Genomic DNA, 15,934 nt, shown 5'->3' on the forward strand with positions numbered 1-15,934 from the left:
GCAAAGCGGGGCGGCCGCCAGCCTGGCCGACGCCATCCCGTTTCTGTCGCATCCCCCATATGGGCATGGCAATTTGTTTTCATTCGAGTAGCGTCGCCAACCCAGGCGCCGGCGGGCCAGCGCTGGCGTCATCGGCCCAATACCCACAGATAAACTCCAGTTTTATCGACAAAAAATCCCATTGACCGAGCGATTTCAAAGCGAGTATTTTACCGCCGCGCAAAAGCAAATTGATAATCATTATCATTTTGAATCTTTTTTGAGGGTGTAAAGTGAATACTCTTGTGATGACCAATGCCGCGCCCGTCCAGACGGGATCGCCGCCCGATTTCTTGTTTACCTCGGGTCAGGGCTCCCTTCGCGCCTATGACCTGGGTCAGCCCATCAGCACCCCCGCCTGTGAATGGTCCCTGCTCGAGCGGCAGATAGTCCAGGCCCTGGCCGTCGCAGAGGACGCAGGCCAGGCCAACCCGCTGCTGATCGGTGCCTTCGCCTTCGATCCGGCCGAAGCCTCCTGTCTCTATGTCCCCGGCCGCTACGAGCGAGGGGAGCGCAGCGCGCCCGAGGCGGTGCCCGCCATGGCCAACCAGGTGATCTCGGCCAACAGCACGCCGGCCGTCGCCGAGTTCAAGTCCTCGGTCAGCGCCGCGCTGGATGCCTTCGCCCAGGGGACGCTCGCCAAGGTGGTGCTGTCGCGCAAGCTCAAGCTGCAGCTGAGCCAGGCCGCCGATCCCGAGCAGGTGCTGGCGCGCTTGATGACCCAGAACCCCAACGCCTTCCACTTCTCGCTGCCGTTGGGGCAGGGCCGTCGCCTGCTCGGCGCCAGCCCGGAACTGCTGCTGCGGGTCAGTGGGGGCGCCGTCTTCACCCATCCGCTGGCCGGCTCGGCCAAGCGCGACGGCGAGCCGCTGCAGGATGAGGCGGTGGCGCGCAAGCTGCTGGCGTCCAGCAAGGATCGGCATGAGCATCGCCTGGTGATCGACGAGATCCGTCGGGTGCTGGCGCCCCACTGCCGCGAGCTGGCCATTCCGGCCGAGCCCTCCCTGATGAGCACGGACACCCTCTGGCATCTGGGCACCCCCATCGCCGGTCAGCTGCATGCGGGGCAGGCCTCGGTGCTCTCCCTGGCCTGCCAGCTGCACCCCACCCCGGCCCTGTGCGGCTATCCCACCGAGCTGGCGCGCCAGTTCATTCGCGAGCAGGAGCCGTTTCAGCGCGCCCTGTTCAGCGGCATCGTCGGCTGGTGTGACAGCCAGGGCAACGGCGAGTGGGCCGTGGTGATCCGCTGCGGCGTGCTCGATGGCCACCATGTGGAGCTGTTCGCCGGCGCCGGCATAGTCGCGGGATCGGATCCTGCCATGGAGTGGGCCGAGACCGGCACCAAGCTGGGCACCATGCTCAAGGCGCTCGGTTTAGAGCCGGAGGTGGCGCTATGAAACAGCACTACCGCCCAGGCTTGCCGAGCTGGCAGCCCAATCCCAAGGCGCTCGGCCTAGGAACTGAGGTGGCGCTATGACCCAGCCCACTACCTTCCTGCCTTACAGCCGCTGGCCCCAGGATCTGGCCCAGCAGTATCGCGCCAAGGGTTACTGGCGCGGCGAGCCCCTGACCGCCATGCTGACCCGCCAGTGCGGGTCGGCGCCGGATGCCCCGGCCATTCTCTGCGGCGAGCGCCGCCTCAGCTATCGCGAGCTCGATGCGGGCTCGACCCGGCTGGCCGCCAGACTCGCCCACCATGGCTTCAGGGTCGGCGACACCGCCCTGGTGCAGTTGCCCAACGTGGCCGAGTTCTATCTGGTGTTCTTCGCCCTGCTCAAGGTCGGGATGGTGCCGGTCAATGCGCTGTTCAGCCACAACCGGCTGGAGCTTGCCGCCTATGCCGAGCAGATAAGCCCCAGGCTCTTTATCGGCTCCGTCACCCATCCGCTGTTCGCAAGTTCAGGCCGCGACAGCGAGGTTCTGCACAGCATGGGGGCCGAGCTGGTGCTGCTGGATGGTGATGAAGGGGACCATGGCCTGGCCCACTGGCTAGGCCCGCAAGAGCTGGGGCCCGCACAGGCTCCCGCCTCGGCCTATGGCCCTAGCCCGGCAGACGAGGTGGCCTTCTTCCAGCTCTCCGGCGGCAGCACAGGCACCCCCAAGCTCATTCCCCGCACCCACGACGACTACTACTACAGCGTGCGCCGCAGCAATGAGATCTGCGGGCTGGGCCCCCATACCCGTTACCTCTGCGCCCTGCCGGCCCCCCACAACTTCCCCCTGAGCTCCCCCGGTGCCCTCGGGGTGTTCGACGCCGGTGGCGCCGTGGTGCTGGCGCCGGATCCCGGTCCCATGAGCTGCTTCCCGCTGATAGCGCGCCACGGGGTCAACCTCTGCTCCCTGGTGCCGCCGGCGGTCTCCCTCTGGTTGCAGGCGGCGGAGGCCGATGCCTCGGTGCGCAGCCAGCTGGGCAGCCTGGCGCTGCTGCAGGTGGGCGGCGCCAAGCTGGCCGAGGCGGTGGCGAGCAAGATCACCCCGCTGCTCGGTTGCCAGCTGCAACAGGTGTTTGGCATGGCGGAGGGGCTGGTCAACTACACCCGGCTGGATGACCCGGACGACAAGATCATCCACAGCCAGGGCCGCCCCATGTGCCCGGATGACGAGGTGCGCATCCTGGACGAGGAGGGCAACCCGGTCGCCCCCGGCCAGCCCGGCGCCCTGCACACCCGCGGCCCCTACACCTTCCGTGGCTACTACCAAAGCCCGGCCCACAACGCCAGGGTGTTCGATGCCGAGGGCTTCTACTGCTCCGGCGATCTGGTGGTGCAAGACCAGGATGGCTACCTCACCGTGGTGGGGCGGCAGAAGGATCAGATCAACCGGGGCGGCGAGAAGATCGCGGCCGAGGAGGTGGAGAACCAGCTGCTGCACCACCCGGCCATCACCCAGGCCGCCCTGGTCTCCATGCCGGACAGCGTCATGGGGGAGAAGAGCTGCGCCTTCATCGTCACCACCGAGCCCGGCCTCAAGGCGCTGGCCCTGCGCAAGTTCCTGCGCGGGCGCGGCGTCGCCGAATTCAAGTTGCCGGACAGGTTCGAAATCCTCACCGCCCTGCCCATGACGGCGGTGGGCAAGATTGACAAGCAGGGACTGCGGGCGCGGATCGCCCGGTCGCTCGCGACAACAGACTGACAGCTCAGGCTATTACCGCTTAAAACTAAAAAGGAATCATACCGTTATGGCTATCCCAACCCTCAGCGCCTACGCCATGCCCAGCCAATGGAAGGCCAACAAGGTCAGCTGGACCCTGGAGCCGCGGCGCGCCGCCCTGCTGATCCACGACATGCAGGAGTACTTCACCGCCTTCTATGGTGAGCACAGCCCTCTTATTGAAGCGCTCACCGCCCGGCTCGCCGCGGTGCGCCGGCACTGCAAGGCCCTCGGCATCCCGGTCTACTACACGGCCCAGCCCAAGGATCAGGCGCCGGAAGATCGCGCCCTGCTCAACGACATGTGGGGACCGGGGCTGAACAAGCGCCCGGAGCTGCAGCAGGTGGTGGCACCGCTGCGCCCCGAGCGGGACGATGTGGTGCTGGTCAAGTGGCGCTACAGCGCCTTCCAGCGCTCCGAGCTCGAGCAGATGCTCAAAGCGCAGGGCCGGGATCAGCTCATCATCGGCGGCATCTACGGTCACATCGGCTGCATGATGACTGCCTGCGACGCCTTCATGCGCGACATCCAGCCCTTCTTCCTGGCGGACGGGGTGGCGGACTTTTCCCTGGCCGATCACCAGATGGCGCTGGACTATGTGGCGACTCGCTGCGGCAAGGTGATCCTCTGCGCCGAGGTGCTGGCCATCGCGGCAGCGCCCAAGTCTGAACAGCAGAACCCGCTGCTGACCTACGACGGGCTCAAGGCCCGGCTGCTGAGCCATATCGACGAGGACGAGGCCGAGTTCGACCCGGACGAGAACCTCATCGACTATGGCCTCGACTCGGTGCGCATCATGTCCCTGCTCACCGAATGGCGCGCCGCCGGGGTGGAGCTCGGCTTCGTGGACCTGGCCAAGACGCCGAGCCTCAACGGCTGGTGGCGACTGATCGAAGCCAAGCTGGTCGAGCAGAAGACCCGGGAGGTGACCCCATGAGTCGCTTCCCCCTCACCATCCCCCAGCAGGGGCTCTGGTCTGGCCATCTGCTGGGCGACGACAAGGCGATGTTCAACACCGCCGAGTGCATCGCCTTCGATGGCAAGGTCGACGGTGCCGTGCTGGTGGCCGCGCTCACTCAGGCGGTGAGCGAGTGCGAGGCGCTGCAGGGCCACTTCGACGCGGCCAGCGAGCCGGTCTGTTTCGTCTCCCAGCCGGTGCCCCTTGCCTATCGCGAGCTGGTGCTGGAGGGGGGCGACGAGGCCGCCGCCCGCGCCTGGGCCTGGGCCGATCTGCGCCGCCCGTTCGAGCTGACCAGAGAGTCCCCCTGCCGCTTCGCCCTGCTGCGTGGGCTCGAGCGGGATTATCTCTACAGCTGCGTGCACCACATCGCCCTGGACGGCTTCGGCACCACCCTGCTGTTCCAGCGCATCGCCGAACTCTATGGCGAAGGGCTGGCCGGGGTGGTGAATTCACCGTCCCCGTTCGGCCTGCTCGATGAGGTGCTGGCCGAGGAGCTGACCCGGGATTCGAGCGGCAAGAACGCCGCCGCCCGCGCCTTCTGGCAGGAGCAGTTACAAGACTGGCCCGAGGTGCGCTCCTTCAGCGAGTCCCGCGCCCCCATCGCCGCCGAGTTTATCCGCGAGAGCCGCCCCCTGCCGGCGGCGTTGTGGCAGACCCTGGTGCGCTTCGCCGATGACAACAAGCTGGGCTGGCCCGATCTGCTGCTGGCCGGGCTCTCGGCTCAGCTGTCGCTTGCGAGCGGCCAGAGCCAGACCCTGCTGGGCTTGATGATGATGAACCGCATTGGCTCGGCGTCCCTCACCGTGCCCTGCATGCAGATGAACATCACTCCGCTGGCGTTGGCGCTCGATGAGGGGCTGGATCTGGCGGGGGCCGCCGGCGCCGTGGCCAAGGCCAAGCGCGGGATGCGCAAGCATCAGCACTACCGTTACGAGCTGCTGCGCCGCGACCTTGGCCTGGTGGGCGGTGACAAGCGGCTGTTCGGCCCCCTGGTCAACATCATGCCGTTCGACCACGCCCGCCGCTTCGGGCCGCTCAGTGCCCACATCCTCAACATCAGCGCCGGGCCGGTGGAGGATCTCACCATCGAGATCCAGGTCGGGACCGACGGTCAGCCCAGGCTGGATCTGGATGCCAACCCCGGCTGCTACCGGCAGGCCGAGCTGGCGCAGATCGCCGATACCCTGTTTGCCCTGCTGGGCCGCTGGCTGGCGCAGCCCGCCCTGACCCTGGGGACCCTCAAGGCCGACTGGCTGGCGGAGCAGCGGCTGGATGCGCTGATCACGGGCCCGGCCCATGAGGTGATCAATGTGCGCCCGGTGCTGGACGCGCTCTGCCACTTCGCCGCCCAGACCCCCCACAAGATCGCCCTGGAGCAAGGGGAAGCCAGCTTCAGCTACGAGGCGCTGCTGGCACGCAGCGAGCAGATGGCCTCGGCCCTGCAGGCCGCAGGCGTGCAGCCAGGGGACAGAGTCGGCGTCATGCTGGCGCGCAGCCCCCAGGCCATCTTCGCCCAGCTGGCGGTGCTGCTGGCCGGCGCCGCCTATGTGCCCCTCGATCCCGAGCAGCCCCTGGAGCGTCAGGGCCATATATTGCGGCTGGGGGAGGTGAAGAGCCTGATCACCCAGGCGGAGTATCGCCACAAGCTGGCTAGCCTGTTCGAGGGCCGCACCCTGCTGGTGGGGGATCTGGTGAGTGAAAACCGCCTCTGCCAACCGGCCGCCGGCGGCGCCGTCGCCTACCTGATGTTCACCTCGGGCAGCACGGGTCTGCCCAAGGGGGTGGCGATCAGTCACGGCGCGCTGGATCACTTCGCCGCCGCCGCCCGCTGCCGCTATCACCTGGATGAGGGGGCGCGGATGCTGCAATTCGCCCCCTTCAACTTCGACGCCAGCATCGAGGAGGTGTTCGCCACCCTGAGCGCCGGCGCGACCCTGTTGCTGCGCACCGACGCCCTGCTCGAATCCATCCCCGCCTTCGTGGCCGGGGTGGAGGAGGCGGGGATCACCCACCTCGACCTGCCCACCGCGTTCTGGAACGAGTGGGTGGTGTCGCTGGGATCGGGCCAGGCCCAGATCCCGGCCCGGCTCGCCACCGTCATCATCGGCGGTGAGGCGGTTTACCCCGAGCAGCTCGCCCAGTGGCAGCGCCAGGGCCGCACTGATGTGCGCCTCTTCAACACCTATGGTCCCACCGAGACCACTGTGGTGGTCACTACTCATGAGCTGCAAGGGGAAGACCCGGCCCAGGCCCAGCTGCCCATAGGCCTGCCGTTGCCCGGCATGCAGGCGCTGATCCTGGGGGCGGGGGAGCAACCCGCCGAGGAAGGGGAGCTGGTGCTGCTCGGCCCCCAGCTCGCCAACGGCTATGTCGGCAGCGCGCAGAGCGCGAATGTGGGGAGTGCGCAGAGCAGTTTTGGCACCCTGCGGGTCGGCGCGCAGGAGAGGCCCGTCTATCGCACCGGCGATCGGGTGCGCTGGGTGGCCGGCCGTCTGGTCTACCTGGGTCGCCGTGACAACGAGTTCAAGATCAGCGGTTACCGCATCCAGCCCGGTGAGGTGGAGGCCCAGTTGCTGGCCCTGCCCGGGGTGGATGAGGCCTGCGTGCAGGGGGTGAGCATCGGCAGCGTGCGCCGGCTGGTGGCCTTCGTGGCCGGGGCCGAGCGCGACAGTCGGGTCATCAAGGGGCAGCTCGCCAGGGTGCTGCCCGCCGCCATGATCCCCACCGACTATCGCCACTACGATCAGTTGCCCCGCACCGGCTCCAACAAGCTGGATCGCAAGGCACTGCTGGCCCAGTACCAGGCCACCGACGAGGCGCTGGTGCTTGGCAGCGAGACCGAGAACAGGGTCGGCGCCATCTGGCAGCAGATCCTGGGGCTCGCCACCATGGCGCCGGCGGACAACTTCTTCGAGCTGGGGGGCCAGTCCCTGCAGACCATCCAGATAGTGAACCGGCTCGGCGCCGAGTTCGGGGTGCAGGTCAAGGTCTCCGATGTGTTCGATCACCCGCGCCTCGATGACTTCTGTCGCTTCCTCGACGGCAAGCTGACCGAAGACGAAGAGAGCGTGGAGATGGTGTGGTGATGGAGACAAAGATGAAACAGGAGCAGCCCAAAGTGGCCTTTGATTTCAGTGGCAAGCGGGTCTGGGTGACCGGTGCCGGCCGTGGCATAGGGCGCGAGGTGGCGGCGCAATTCGTCGCCGCCGGCGCTTCGGTGGTGGGGCTGGATCGCGATTTTCCCCATGCCGCTTACCCCTACACCATCCGTGAGCTCGACATCCGCGACCCGCAGGCGGTCAACGCCTGCTGCGAGCGGCTGCTGGCAGATGGCGGCCTGGATGTGCTGGTCAACGGGGCCGGGGTGTTGCGCCTCGGCCCCACCGAAACCCTGAGCGACGCGGACTGGGATGACTGCATGGCGGTCAACGCCAGCGGTGTCTTCTACCTGCTGCGGGCCCTGGTGCCCCACTTCAAGGCACAGCGGCGTGGCGCCATCGTCACCATAGGCTCCAATGCGGCCCATGTGCCACGGATGCAGATGGCGGCCTACTGCGCCTCCAAGGCGGCGGTGACCAGCCTGACCCAGACGGTGGGGCTGGAGCTGGCGCCCTTCGGCGTGCGGACCAACCTGGTGTCGCCGGGCTCGACCGATACCGAGATGCTGCGCGGCATGCTGCCGGATGAGGCCGCGCTGGCCCGCACCATTGCCGGACTGCCGGCCCAGTTCAAGCTCGGCATTCCGCTGCGCAAAATCGCCACCCCGAGCGAGATAGCCCACACAGTCCTCTTCCTGGCCTCGGATCTGGCCAGTCACATCACGCTGCAGGATCTGGTCGTCGACGGCGGCGCCACACTAAGTGCCTGATTGCACACCGCCTAGAAGAGCCAGAGGTAATTTATGAACAATATGATTGCGCTGCTTCGGCAGCTGGAGCGCCAGGGCGTCAAGCTGGCGCTGAATGACAAGGGGCAGCTGGTCTCCCAATCGAGCAAGGAGGCGGTGACACCCGCCATCGGCGCCCTCATCAAGCGGCACAAAGAGGCGCTGGTGCGCTGCCTGGCCGCCCGCGCCGCCTTCGAGGCGCCGATAGAGGGGCAGGGCGCCTTGCGGGGGCCGCTCTCCTCGTCCCAGAGCGGGCTCTGGTTTATCGAGCAGTACGAGGAGGCCTCCCACCTCTACAACATGCCTGTCTACTTTCGGGTCAGCGGTGAGCTGGACACGGCCGCCCTGGAGTTTGCCTTCGATCGGCTGTTCGCCCGCCATCCCAGCATGCGCACCCGCTTCGTCAAGGACGAGGCGGGCAGGGGGGCCCAGGAGATACTGCCCCACCAGCCCTTCAAGCTGCGGATCGAGGATGTCAGCCAGCAGCCGCAAGCCGAGCGCGAGGCTTATGTGGCCGAGCGGGTGCGCGAGGAGATAGGGCGCCCCTTCTCCCTGGTGCAGGGGGATCTCAGCCGGGTGCACCTCATCCGGCTGGGGGCTCGCGAGCATGTGCTGCTGATCACCCAGCACCACATCATCTCCGACGGCTGGTCGGTCAAAAACATGTTCGCCGATCTGAAACGCGCCTTCCTCGCCCATCAGAACCGCGAGCCACTGAATCTGGCCGAGCTGCCGCTCACCTATATCGACTATGCCCGCTGGTTCAACTCCCCCCGCTTTCTGGACTACCACGCCGAGTTCAAGCCGTTCTGGGTGGACCGCCTCGGCGGCAGCCCCGAGGTGCACGGCCTGCCGCTCGACAAGCCCCGCCCGGCTCATCAGGCCAGCGGCGGCGAGCTGGTGTTCTCCACCATAGACAACGCGCTGTGGGACAGCTTCAAGCGGCTGTGCCAGCGTCACAACACCTCCAACTTCATCGGTCTGCACGCCCTGTTTGCCCTGCTGATGGTGCGCCAGAGCGGGGAGAAGGAGGTCGTCATCGGCACGCCGCTCGCCTATCGCGAGCGCCACGAGGTTGAGTCCCTGGTGGGCTTCTTCGTCAACACCCTGGTGCTGCGCACCCGGCTCGAAGGCAACCCCAGCTTCGTCGACTATTTGCAGCAGTGCCGGATCGATGATCTCGCGGCCTTCGATCACCAGCTCTACCGCTTCGAGGCGCTGGCCGAGGCCATAGGGGCGGATCGCACCACCGCCATCAACCCCATCTTCCAGATCATGCTGGTCTATCAGTCCAAGGTGGATTTCAACGATCTCATCCCCGGCTGCCAGCTGGTGGAGGAGACCTCCCCCGTGCTGCCCGCCAAGACCGACATCTCAGTCAAGGTGACCGAGCTGATGGACTCGGTGCGGGTGGACTGGCTGTTCGCCACCGCCCTGTTCGAGCGAGAAACTATCGAGGCCTATGCAGACAGGCTGCTGCACCTGATGCGCGCCGTGGTGGCGGCCCCCGAGACCGACATCTGGCAACTGCCGCTGGAGGAGGGGATGGACAGGGCCACACTGGCCGCCGAGCTCGCCAGCCTGCCGACGGACTACCAAAGCCGCGACACCCTGCTCTGCCAGTTCGAGCTCCAGGCGGCGGCTCACCCCGCTGCCCTGGCGGTGAGCGACGGCGAGGGCGCCCTGAGTTATGGCGAGCTGGAGACCAGGGCCAACCGCCTGGCCCACTGGCTGTTGGTGCAAGGGGTGACCCCGGGCGTCGCCATCGGCATCCAGGCCAAGCGGGATCTTGCCTTCGTCATCGCGCTGCTCGCCAGTTGGAAGGCGGGGGCGGCCTATGTGCCGCTCGATCCTGCCTATCCCGCCGAGCGACTGGCCCATATCCTGGGTGACGCCGCCATCAAGCTGGTGCTGGGGGGGGAGCAGGACGAACGGCTCGCCGAGGCACTGACCGGCGCCGATGCCGGCTACCACAATCTGCATCGGCTGGTGCTGGAGTCGCTGCCATGCAGCGTCCCCGCCGTCTCGCGGGATGCGGCCATGCTGGCCCAGATCATCTACACCTCCGGCAGCACAGGCCTGCCGAAGGGGGTCATGGTGGAGCAGGGCAGCCTGGTCAATCTGATGGCCGATCATGCGGAGCGTATCGAGCTCGATCGGAGTGGGGCCATGTTCAACTGCATGTCCCTGTCGTTCGATGCGGGCAACATGACCACCCTGCTGCCGCTCTCTTGCGGCGCGGCCCTGCACTTCGGCGAGCCGGGGGAGGGGGTGATCGCCGCCGCCATGGCGCGCGGCGCCAGCCACATGATCCTGCCCACCGCCCTGCTGGCGAACCTGCTGCCACCCTTGGATCTCGGCTCCCTGCGCGCCATCGGTTTTGGCGGCGAAGCCTGCCCGAGCACTCTGGTCGATCGCTGGGGGGGGCGGGTGGCCCTTTACAACATGTACGGCCCGACCGAGTGCACGGTGACGGCGCTCTGCGCGCGGCTCATGCCGGGCCAGCCCATCACCATAGGCCAGCCTATCGCCAACCTGAAGGCGCTGATCCTGGACGAAGGGGGCAACCCCTGCCCGGTCGGGGTGCCCGGCGAGCTCTGTCTGGCCGGCCTAGGACTGGCCCGCGGCTACCTCAACCTGCCGGAACGCACCGCCGAGGCCTTCGTCGAGCTGACTCACGCCGGTCGTACACATCGTCTCTATCGCACCGGGGATCGGGCCCTCAAGCGCCGTGATGGCAACATCAACTACCTGGGTCGGCTGGATGAGCAGATCAAGCTGCGGGGCTATCGCATCGAGCCCGGCGAGATAGAGACCCAGCTCGCGGCGATCGAGCCGGCCATCCGCCAGATCAAGGTGGTGGTACAAGAGGGCCGCCTGCTCGCCTATGCCTGTTTAGACAAGGCCAGCCTGCAAGCCGGGGCGAGGGAACCCGATGGCGAGGCGCTGCTGCAACGGGCCGGTGAGTTGCTGCCGGAATACATGGTGCCGGTGCGACTCTGCTGGCTGGCCGAGATGCCGCTCACCCCCAATGGCAAGCTGGATCTGCGCCGCCTGCCCGCCCTCCAATGGCAGGAGAGCCAGGGCGAGCCACAGGGCGAGCTGGAGCAGACGGTGCTCGCCATCTGGCAGGGGGTGCTCAAGCAGCCGCTCGGGGTGGAGGATGACTTCTTCCGCCTCGGAGGGGATTCCATCCTCAGCATCCAGCTCTGCACCCGGCTGCGGGATGCGGGGCTGCACTGCAGCGTCAAGGACGTGTTCGAGGCCAAGACGGTGCGACGCCTCTGCCGCCAGCTCGGCCAGCAACAGGCCACAAGCCACCAGACTGAGCAGGGGATCCTGGAAGGGGAATTCCCGCTGCACCCCATCCAGCACTGGTTCTTCGAACAGGGCTTCGCCAAGCCCGGTCACTGGAATCAGGGGGTGATACTGCGCCTGCCCGAGGGTCTGCCGGATCGGCGCCTCTGTGACTGGTTGCAGACATTGCTGCTGCACCACGACGCCCTGCGCCTAGGGGTGACGCCGGCGGGCCAGCGCTATCTCGGTGAGCCTGTGTTGCCGGCGCTGACCCGGCTGGATGCCTGGGCGCTCGGCGAGGCCGAGTTGCAGGCGCAGCTGACCCTCTTGCAGGGGGCGCTGGATCCCGCCAGCGGCCAGAGCCTGGCCTGGGCCCGGCTGCACAACCTGCCTGTCGAGGGGGAGGTGGAGCCCGTGGAGGGGCTCTTCCTGGCGTTCCATCATCTGGTCATCGATGCCGTCTCCTGGCGCATCCTGGCCGAGGATCTCGCCCGGCTGGCCCGCGGCGAGCCCCTGCCCGCCAAGGGCAGCAGCTACCGCCAGTGGGGGGAAGGGCTGGCCGCCTACGCCCTGCGCGAAGAGGATCAGCTGGCGTTCTGGCTGGCCCAGGGGGAAGGCAGCCAGCAAGGCTTGCTGGAGGCGCAGCGCGCCCCGGATGGCCGTGCCGCCGCCAGCCTGCTGCGGCTGGATGCCGACACCACGGCTCGCCTCATCAATGAGGCGAACCAGGCCCATTTCACCCGGGTGCCGGATCTGCTGCTGGCGGCCCTGACCCGTACCCTGAGCGATCTCGGTTACGGGGAAAACCACTGCCTGATGCTGGAAGGGCACGGCCGTGAGGCCATTGACTCTGAGGCCATTGACTCTGAAGCCAGAGCCCCCCAACTCGATGTGAGCCGCACCCTGGGCTGGTTCACCAGCACCTATCCCCTGGCCCTGGCCAACAGGAGCGACTGGGGGGATCTGGTGTGCGACACCAAGGAGCGGCTGCGGGCGGTGCCGGACAAGGGGGTCGGTTTCAACGCCCTGCGCCTGCACCATCCCCGCGGGCGTGCGTTGCCACAGTCGGCCATCGTTTTCAACTACCTGGGGGTCTCCCATCGGGGGACGGCCGCCGCGCCCTGGCAGCCGCTGCCGGTGGCGCCTGGCCAGCCCTCGGCACCGGACAACCTGCCGCGCGAACTCATCAGCCTGCATGGCGGCGTCTATGATGGTTGCCTCAACCTGCGCCAGGTCGGCGCCCTGAACCAGCAGGCCAGCGATGCCCTGATGGCGACCCTGGCGGCCAATATCGAGGCGCTGGTCAAGGCCTGCTGCGCAGTCGACCGGCCGCGCCACACCCCGAGTGACTTCCCGGGCCTGCCGCTCTCCCAGCAAGCGCTGGACAGGGTGCTGGATCCGGCGCTGGCGGGGGGCGCGGTGGAGACACTGCTGCCCATGAGCTCCCTGCAGCAGAGCATGCTCTACCACAGGGCGCTGGCGCCCCGTGACACGGCTTACCACCTGCAGACCGAGATCGACTACCGCCAGGGGCTGGATGTGGCTGTCTACCAGGCCGCCTGGCAGGGGCAGCTCGCCCGCTGGCCCGTGCTGCGCGCCGCCTTGCTGGTGGAGGAGGGGGTTGCCCTGCAGCGCATACTGCGCCACGCCGAGCTGCCGTTCCACCACGAGGACTTGTCCGGCATGGCGGGGGCCGAGGCGCACATCGCGGCCTATCGCCAGCGGGATCTGGCCCATCCCATCCCGCTGGATGCGGCCCCGCTGCTGCGCATCGCCTGCTTCACATTGGCACCGGATCACCACAGGGTGATCCTGAGCGCCCACCACGCCGTGCTGGACGGTTGGAGCGGCCCCGTGCTGCTGGGCAGCCTGCATCGCTGCTATCAGCAGTTAATGACGCAACCCCTGATGAACGGCCTGTCACCGCAGACCAGCCCGGATCAGGCCTGGCTCGAATTTGGTCGCCATATCGCGAGCCAAACCGCCGCCAACCAGGCTTACTGGCAGGGGCGCAGCGACTTGCTGGCTCGGCCCAACGATCTGGCCGCCCTGTTCGGGGTGGCGCTGGAGCCGCACCTCACCCAACACAGGCCGGCGGTCTGCGGCCAGACCCTGGCGCCGGAGATCTCGGCTCGACTGGAGGCCCGCGCCCGCGAGCTCGGCGTGACCACGGGCCTCTTGGCACAATACGCCTGGCATCGCCTGCTCGCCCGCCGCTGCGGTGACGCCGTAACCCTGGTGGGCAACGTGACCCCGGGCCGGGACTTCCCCATCGAGGGGATCACCCAGAGCGTGGGGCTCTATATCAACAGCCTGCCGCTGGCCCTGGACTGGCGCACCCAGGGGACGCTCGAGCAGCACATAGCGCAGCTGCAGTCGGACTCCCTGGCCCTGAACCAATATGGCACCCAGTCCCTCGCCGCCCTGACCAAGGGCCGGGGCCGGCTGTTCCAGAGCCTGTTCGTGTTCGAGAACTACCCCATGCCGGCGCAGCCCCAGACGCCTGAGCCTCATCAGCTGGTGCCGCACTTCGGTAGCGTGGTGGAGAAGGTGGAGCTGCCGCTCTCCCTGGTGGTGAACGCCCGCGGCGGCCGGCTCAACCTGCGCCTCGAATACGATGGCGAGCGGATCGCACCTGCCAGCGCCGAGGCGGTGCTGGCCCAGTGGCTCGCCGAGCTCGCCTGGCTGGCGCAGGCTGATCTGGCCCAACCCGCCCGTCTGGCTGCCGGCTGCGCCCCTCGTCCGGGCGAGCCGTTGCCCCTGGCAAAGGAAGATGAACCGGTGCAGGCGATGAGCCCTCAGGCGAGCCAACTGCTGGCCCTGTGGCGACAGCACTGCGGCGAGGCGGCGTCCTGGCAGCAGAGTCTGCTTGAGCTCGGGGTGGACTCGGTGCAGCAGCTCGCCCTGCTGGCGGCCCTGAATCAGGCGTTCGCTGGGGAACATGTTCCGCTGACGCTGCGGGAGCTCAAGGCGCAGGGGGCGCCTTGCACCCTGTTCAACCACTGGCTGGCGCGCCTGCCCGAGGAGGTGTTATGACGGTTTCAACCCCTGTCGCTACACAGGTCGCATTAAAGGCGGCGGGGGTCACCCCGCCCAATGCCGGGGAGTCTAGGGGGCTGGGCGCCCGCCTGGCGGACCTGCTGGGCGCCACGCCGCTGGCGCCCGCCATCGGCATGGACGGCCACTGGCTGACCTACGCCGGGCTGAACCTGCGGGTCGATCAGATCGCCGCCAGCCTGCAGGGACTGGCGGTGGGGGAGCGGGTCGGCCTCTATCTGACGCGCAGCCCGGATCTGGTGGCCAGCCTGCTCGCCTGTCTGCGGCTCGGCCTCTGCTTCGTGCCCCTGGAGCCGGATTTCCCGGTGGAGCGGCTGCAGGGCATCGCCCGTCAGGCCCGGCTCTCGGCGGTGATCTGCGACGCCGTGTGGGGGATGCCCGCGTTTGGCTGTCCGCTGCGAGCCCTGCCTGCCCCGGGGCAGGGCGAGCGTCACCGGCGGCCCGCCTACCCCCAGGTGGACGATGCCCTGGCGGCCTACATGATGTTCACCTCGGGCTCCACCGGTGAGCCCAAGGGGGTGGTCATCAGCCGGCGGGCCCTGCTCTGCTTCCTCGACGGGATCCGCGAGCGGCTCGGATTGACGCCCGGCTGCCACTGGCTCTTCATCACCACCCCGGCCTTCGACATCTCCCTGCTGGAGATGCTGGGGCCGCTCTGGAGCGGGGGCCGGCTGACGGTGGCGGACAACCGGCACAACAAGGATCCGCTGGGGATGCTGGCGCTGCTGGCGGCGGACGCCTCCATCGACTGGATGCAGGCGACCCCGGCCTGCTGGCGCATGCTGCTCAAGGCGGGCTGGCAGGGCCATGACGGCCTCACCGCCCTGTGCGGCGGCGAGGCGCTGGATCCGGGCTTGGCCGAGCAGCTCTGTGCCCGCACCCGGCGGCTGTGGAACTGTTACGGCCCGACCGAGGCCACCGTCTGGTCCCTGGTGAGCGAGGTGCGCTGGCCCCCGGCCGATGAGCAGATCACCATAGGCCACAGCCTGCCGGGCTACCGGCACTGGGTGCTGGACGAGACGGGGCGGCCGGTGGCCGACGGGGAAGTCGGGGAGCTCTGCATCGAGAGTCCGGCCCTGTGCGAGGGCTACTGGCGCAAGCCCGCCCTCACCGCGGCGGCCTTCCTGCGGCTGGATAACCACCGCCTCTACCGCAGCGGGGATAGGGTGCGTTTGCTGGGGGTGGACCGTTTCCTCTATCTCGGGCGGCGTGACGATCAAGTCAAGCTGCGCGGGTTTCGCATCGAGCTGGGGGAGGTCGAGACGGCGCTGCGGCGCCAGCCCGGGGTGCAGGAGGCGGCGGTGCGGCTCATCGGGGAGGGGGACGAGGCCATGCTGGTGGGCTATGTGGAGGCCAGGGGCGGGGTGACGCTCAATCGACTGGCGCTGCGCAAGGGGCTGCAAGCCAGCCTGCCCCACTACATGGTGCCGGCGCGGATCCTGCTGCTGGATGCCCTGCCCAAGACCGGCAGCGGCAAGCTGGACCGAAAGGCGCTGCCCTTGCCGGAGTGAGGCGACGGGAGAAACTCAAGAAGCCGATAAACA

Annotated in this window: 8 protein-coding genes; 7 read left to right on the top strand and 1 reads right to left on the bottom strand. The window is 68.0% G+C overall.

What is annotated here, in order from left to right; translation table 11 throughout:
• Positions 1 to 79 precede the first annotated feature (79 nt).
• Positions 80 to 247, bottom strand: a complete 168-nt coding sequence (locus tag AACW18_RS06890; protein ID WP_218388180.1) for a hypothetical protein — start codon at positions 245 to 247, stop codon at positions 80 to 82.
• Between the two features lie 40 nt (positions 248 to 287).
• Here AACW18_RS06890 and AACW18_RS06895 point away from each other — a divergent pair, with 40 nt between their 5' ends.
• The 7 genes from AACW18_RS06895 to AACW18_RS06925 all read left to right on the top strand — a co-directional run bounded on the left by AACW18_RS06895 (position 288) and on the right by AACW18_RS06925 (position 15,901).
• A complete protein-coding gene (locus tag AACW18_RS06895) occupies positions 288 to 1,436 on the top strand; it encodes an isochorismate synthase (RefSeq protein ID WP_256351814.1) in 1,149 nt (382 codons plus the stop codon).
• 76 nt (positions 1,437 to 1,512) lie between these two features.
• Complete coding sequence (locus tag AACW18_RS06900; RefSeq protein WP_218388182.1) at positions 1,513 to 3,171, top strand: (2,3-dihydroxybenzoyl)adenylate synthase; 1,659 nt, start codon at positions 1,513 to 1,515, stop codon at positions 3,169 to 3,171.
• A 46-nt stretch (positions 3,172 to 3,217) separates the two neighbouring features.
• Positions 3,218 to 4,126, top strand: a complete 909-nt coding sequence (locus AACW18_RS06905; RefSeq protein ID WP_218388183.1) for an isochorismatase family protein — start codon at positions 3,218 to 3,220, stop codon at positions 4,124 to 4,126.
• Positions 4,123 to 7,236, top strand: coding sequence for an amonabactin biosynthesis non-ribosomal peptide synthetase AmoF (gene amoF / locus AACW18_RS06910; RefSeq protein ID WP_218388184.1), 3,114 nt, complete (start codon positions 4,123 to 4,125; stop codon positions 7,234 to 7,236). The genes AACW18_RS06905 and amoF overlap by 4 nt, the downstream gene beginning before the upstream one ends.
• Positions 7,237 to 7,268: 32 nt before the next feature.
• A complete protein-coding gene (gene dhbA, locus AACW18_RS06915) occupies positions 7,269 to 8,018 on the top strand; it encodes a 2,3-dihydro-2,3-dihydroxybenzoate dehydrogenase (protein ID WP_339381493.1) in 750 nt (249 codons plus the stop codon).
• Positions 8,019 to 8,051: 33 nt separating this feature from the next.
• The gene (locus AACW18_RS06920; RefSeq protein ID WP_218388186.1) at positions 8,052 to 14,369 is read left to right on the top strand and encodes a non-ribosomal peptide synthetase; all 6,318 of its coding nucleotides are present in this window, start codon (positions 8,052 to 8,054) and stop codon (positions 14,367 to 14,369) included.
• Positions 14,366 to 15,901, top strand: a complete 1,536-nt coding sequence (locus AACW18_RS06925) for an amino acid adenylation domain-containing protein (protein WP_218388187.1) — start codon at positions 14,366 to 14,368, stop codon at positions 15,899 to 15,901. The genes AACW18_RS06920 and AACW18_RS06925 overlap by 4 nt, the downstream gene beginning before the upstream one ends.
• Positions 15,902 to 15,934: the final 33 nt, after the last annotated feature.

It is taken from the genome of Aeromonas sp. sia0103, assembly GCF_963895295.1.
Lineage (GTDB): Bacteria > Pseudomonadota > Gammaproteobacteria > Enterobacterales > Aeromonadaceae > Aeromonas > Aeromonas encheleia.

Coding starts and splice junctions, on each gene's coding strand:
- AACW18_RS06890 (WP_218388180.1), bottom strand. CDS start 247: ATGATAATGATTATCAATTTGCTTTTGCGCGGCGGTAAAATACTCGCT.
- AACW18_RS06895 (WP_256351814.1), top strand. CDS start 288: ATGACCAATGCCGCGCCCGTCCAGACGGGATCGCCGCCCGATTTCTTG.
- AACW18_RS06900 (WP_218388182.1), top strand. CDS start 1,513: ATGACCCAGCCCACTACCTTCCTGCCTTACAGCCGCTGGCCCCAGGAT.
- AACW18_RS06905 (WP_218388183.1), top strand. CDS start 3,218: ATGGCTATCCCAACCCTCAGCGCCTACGCCATGCCCAGCCAATGGAAG.
- amoF (WP_218388184.1), top strand. CDS start 4,123: ATGAGTCGCTTCCCCCTCACCATCCCCCAGCAGGGGCTCTGGTCTGGC.
- AACW18_RS06920 (WP_218388186.1), top strand. CDS start 8,052: ATGAACAATATGATTGCGCTGCTTCGGCAGCTGGAGCGCCAGGGCGTC.
- AACW18_RS06925 (WP_218388187.1), top strand. CDS start 14,366: ATGACGGTTTCAACCCCTGTCGCTACACAGGTCGCATTAAAGGCGGCG.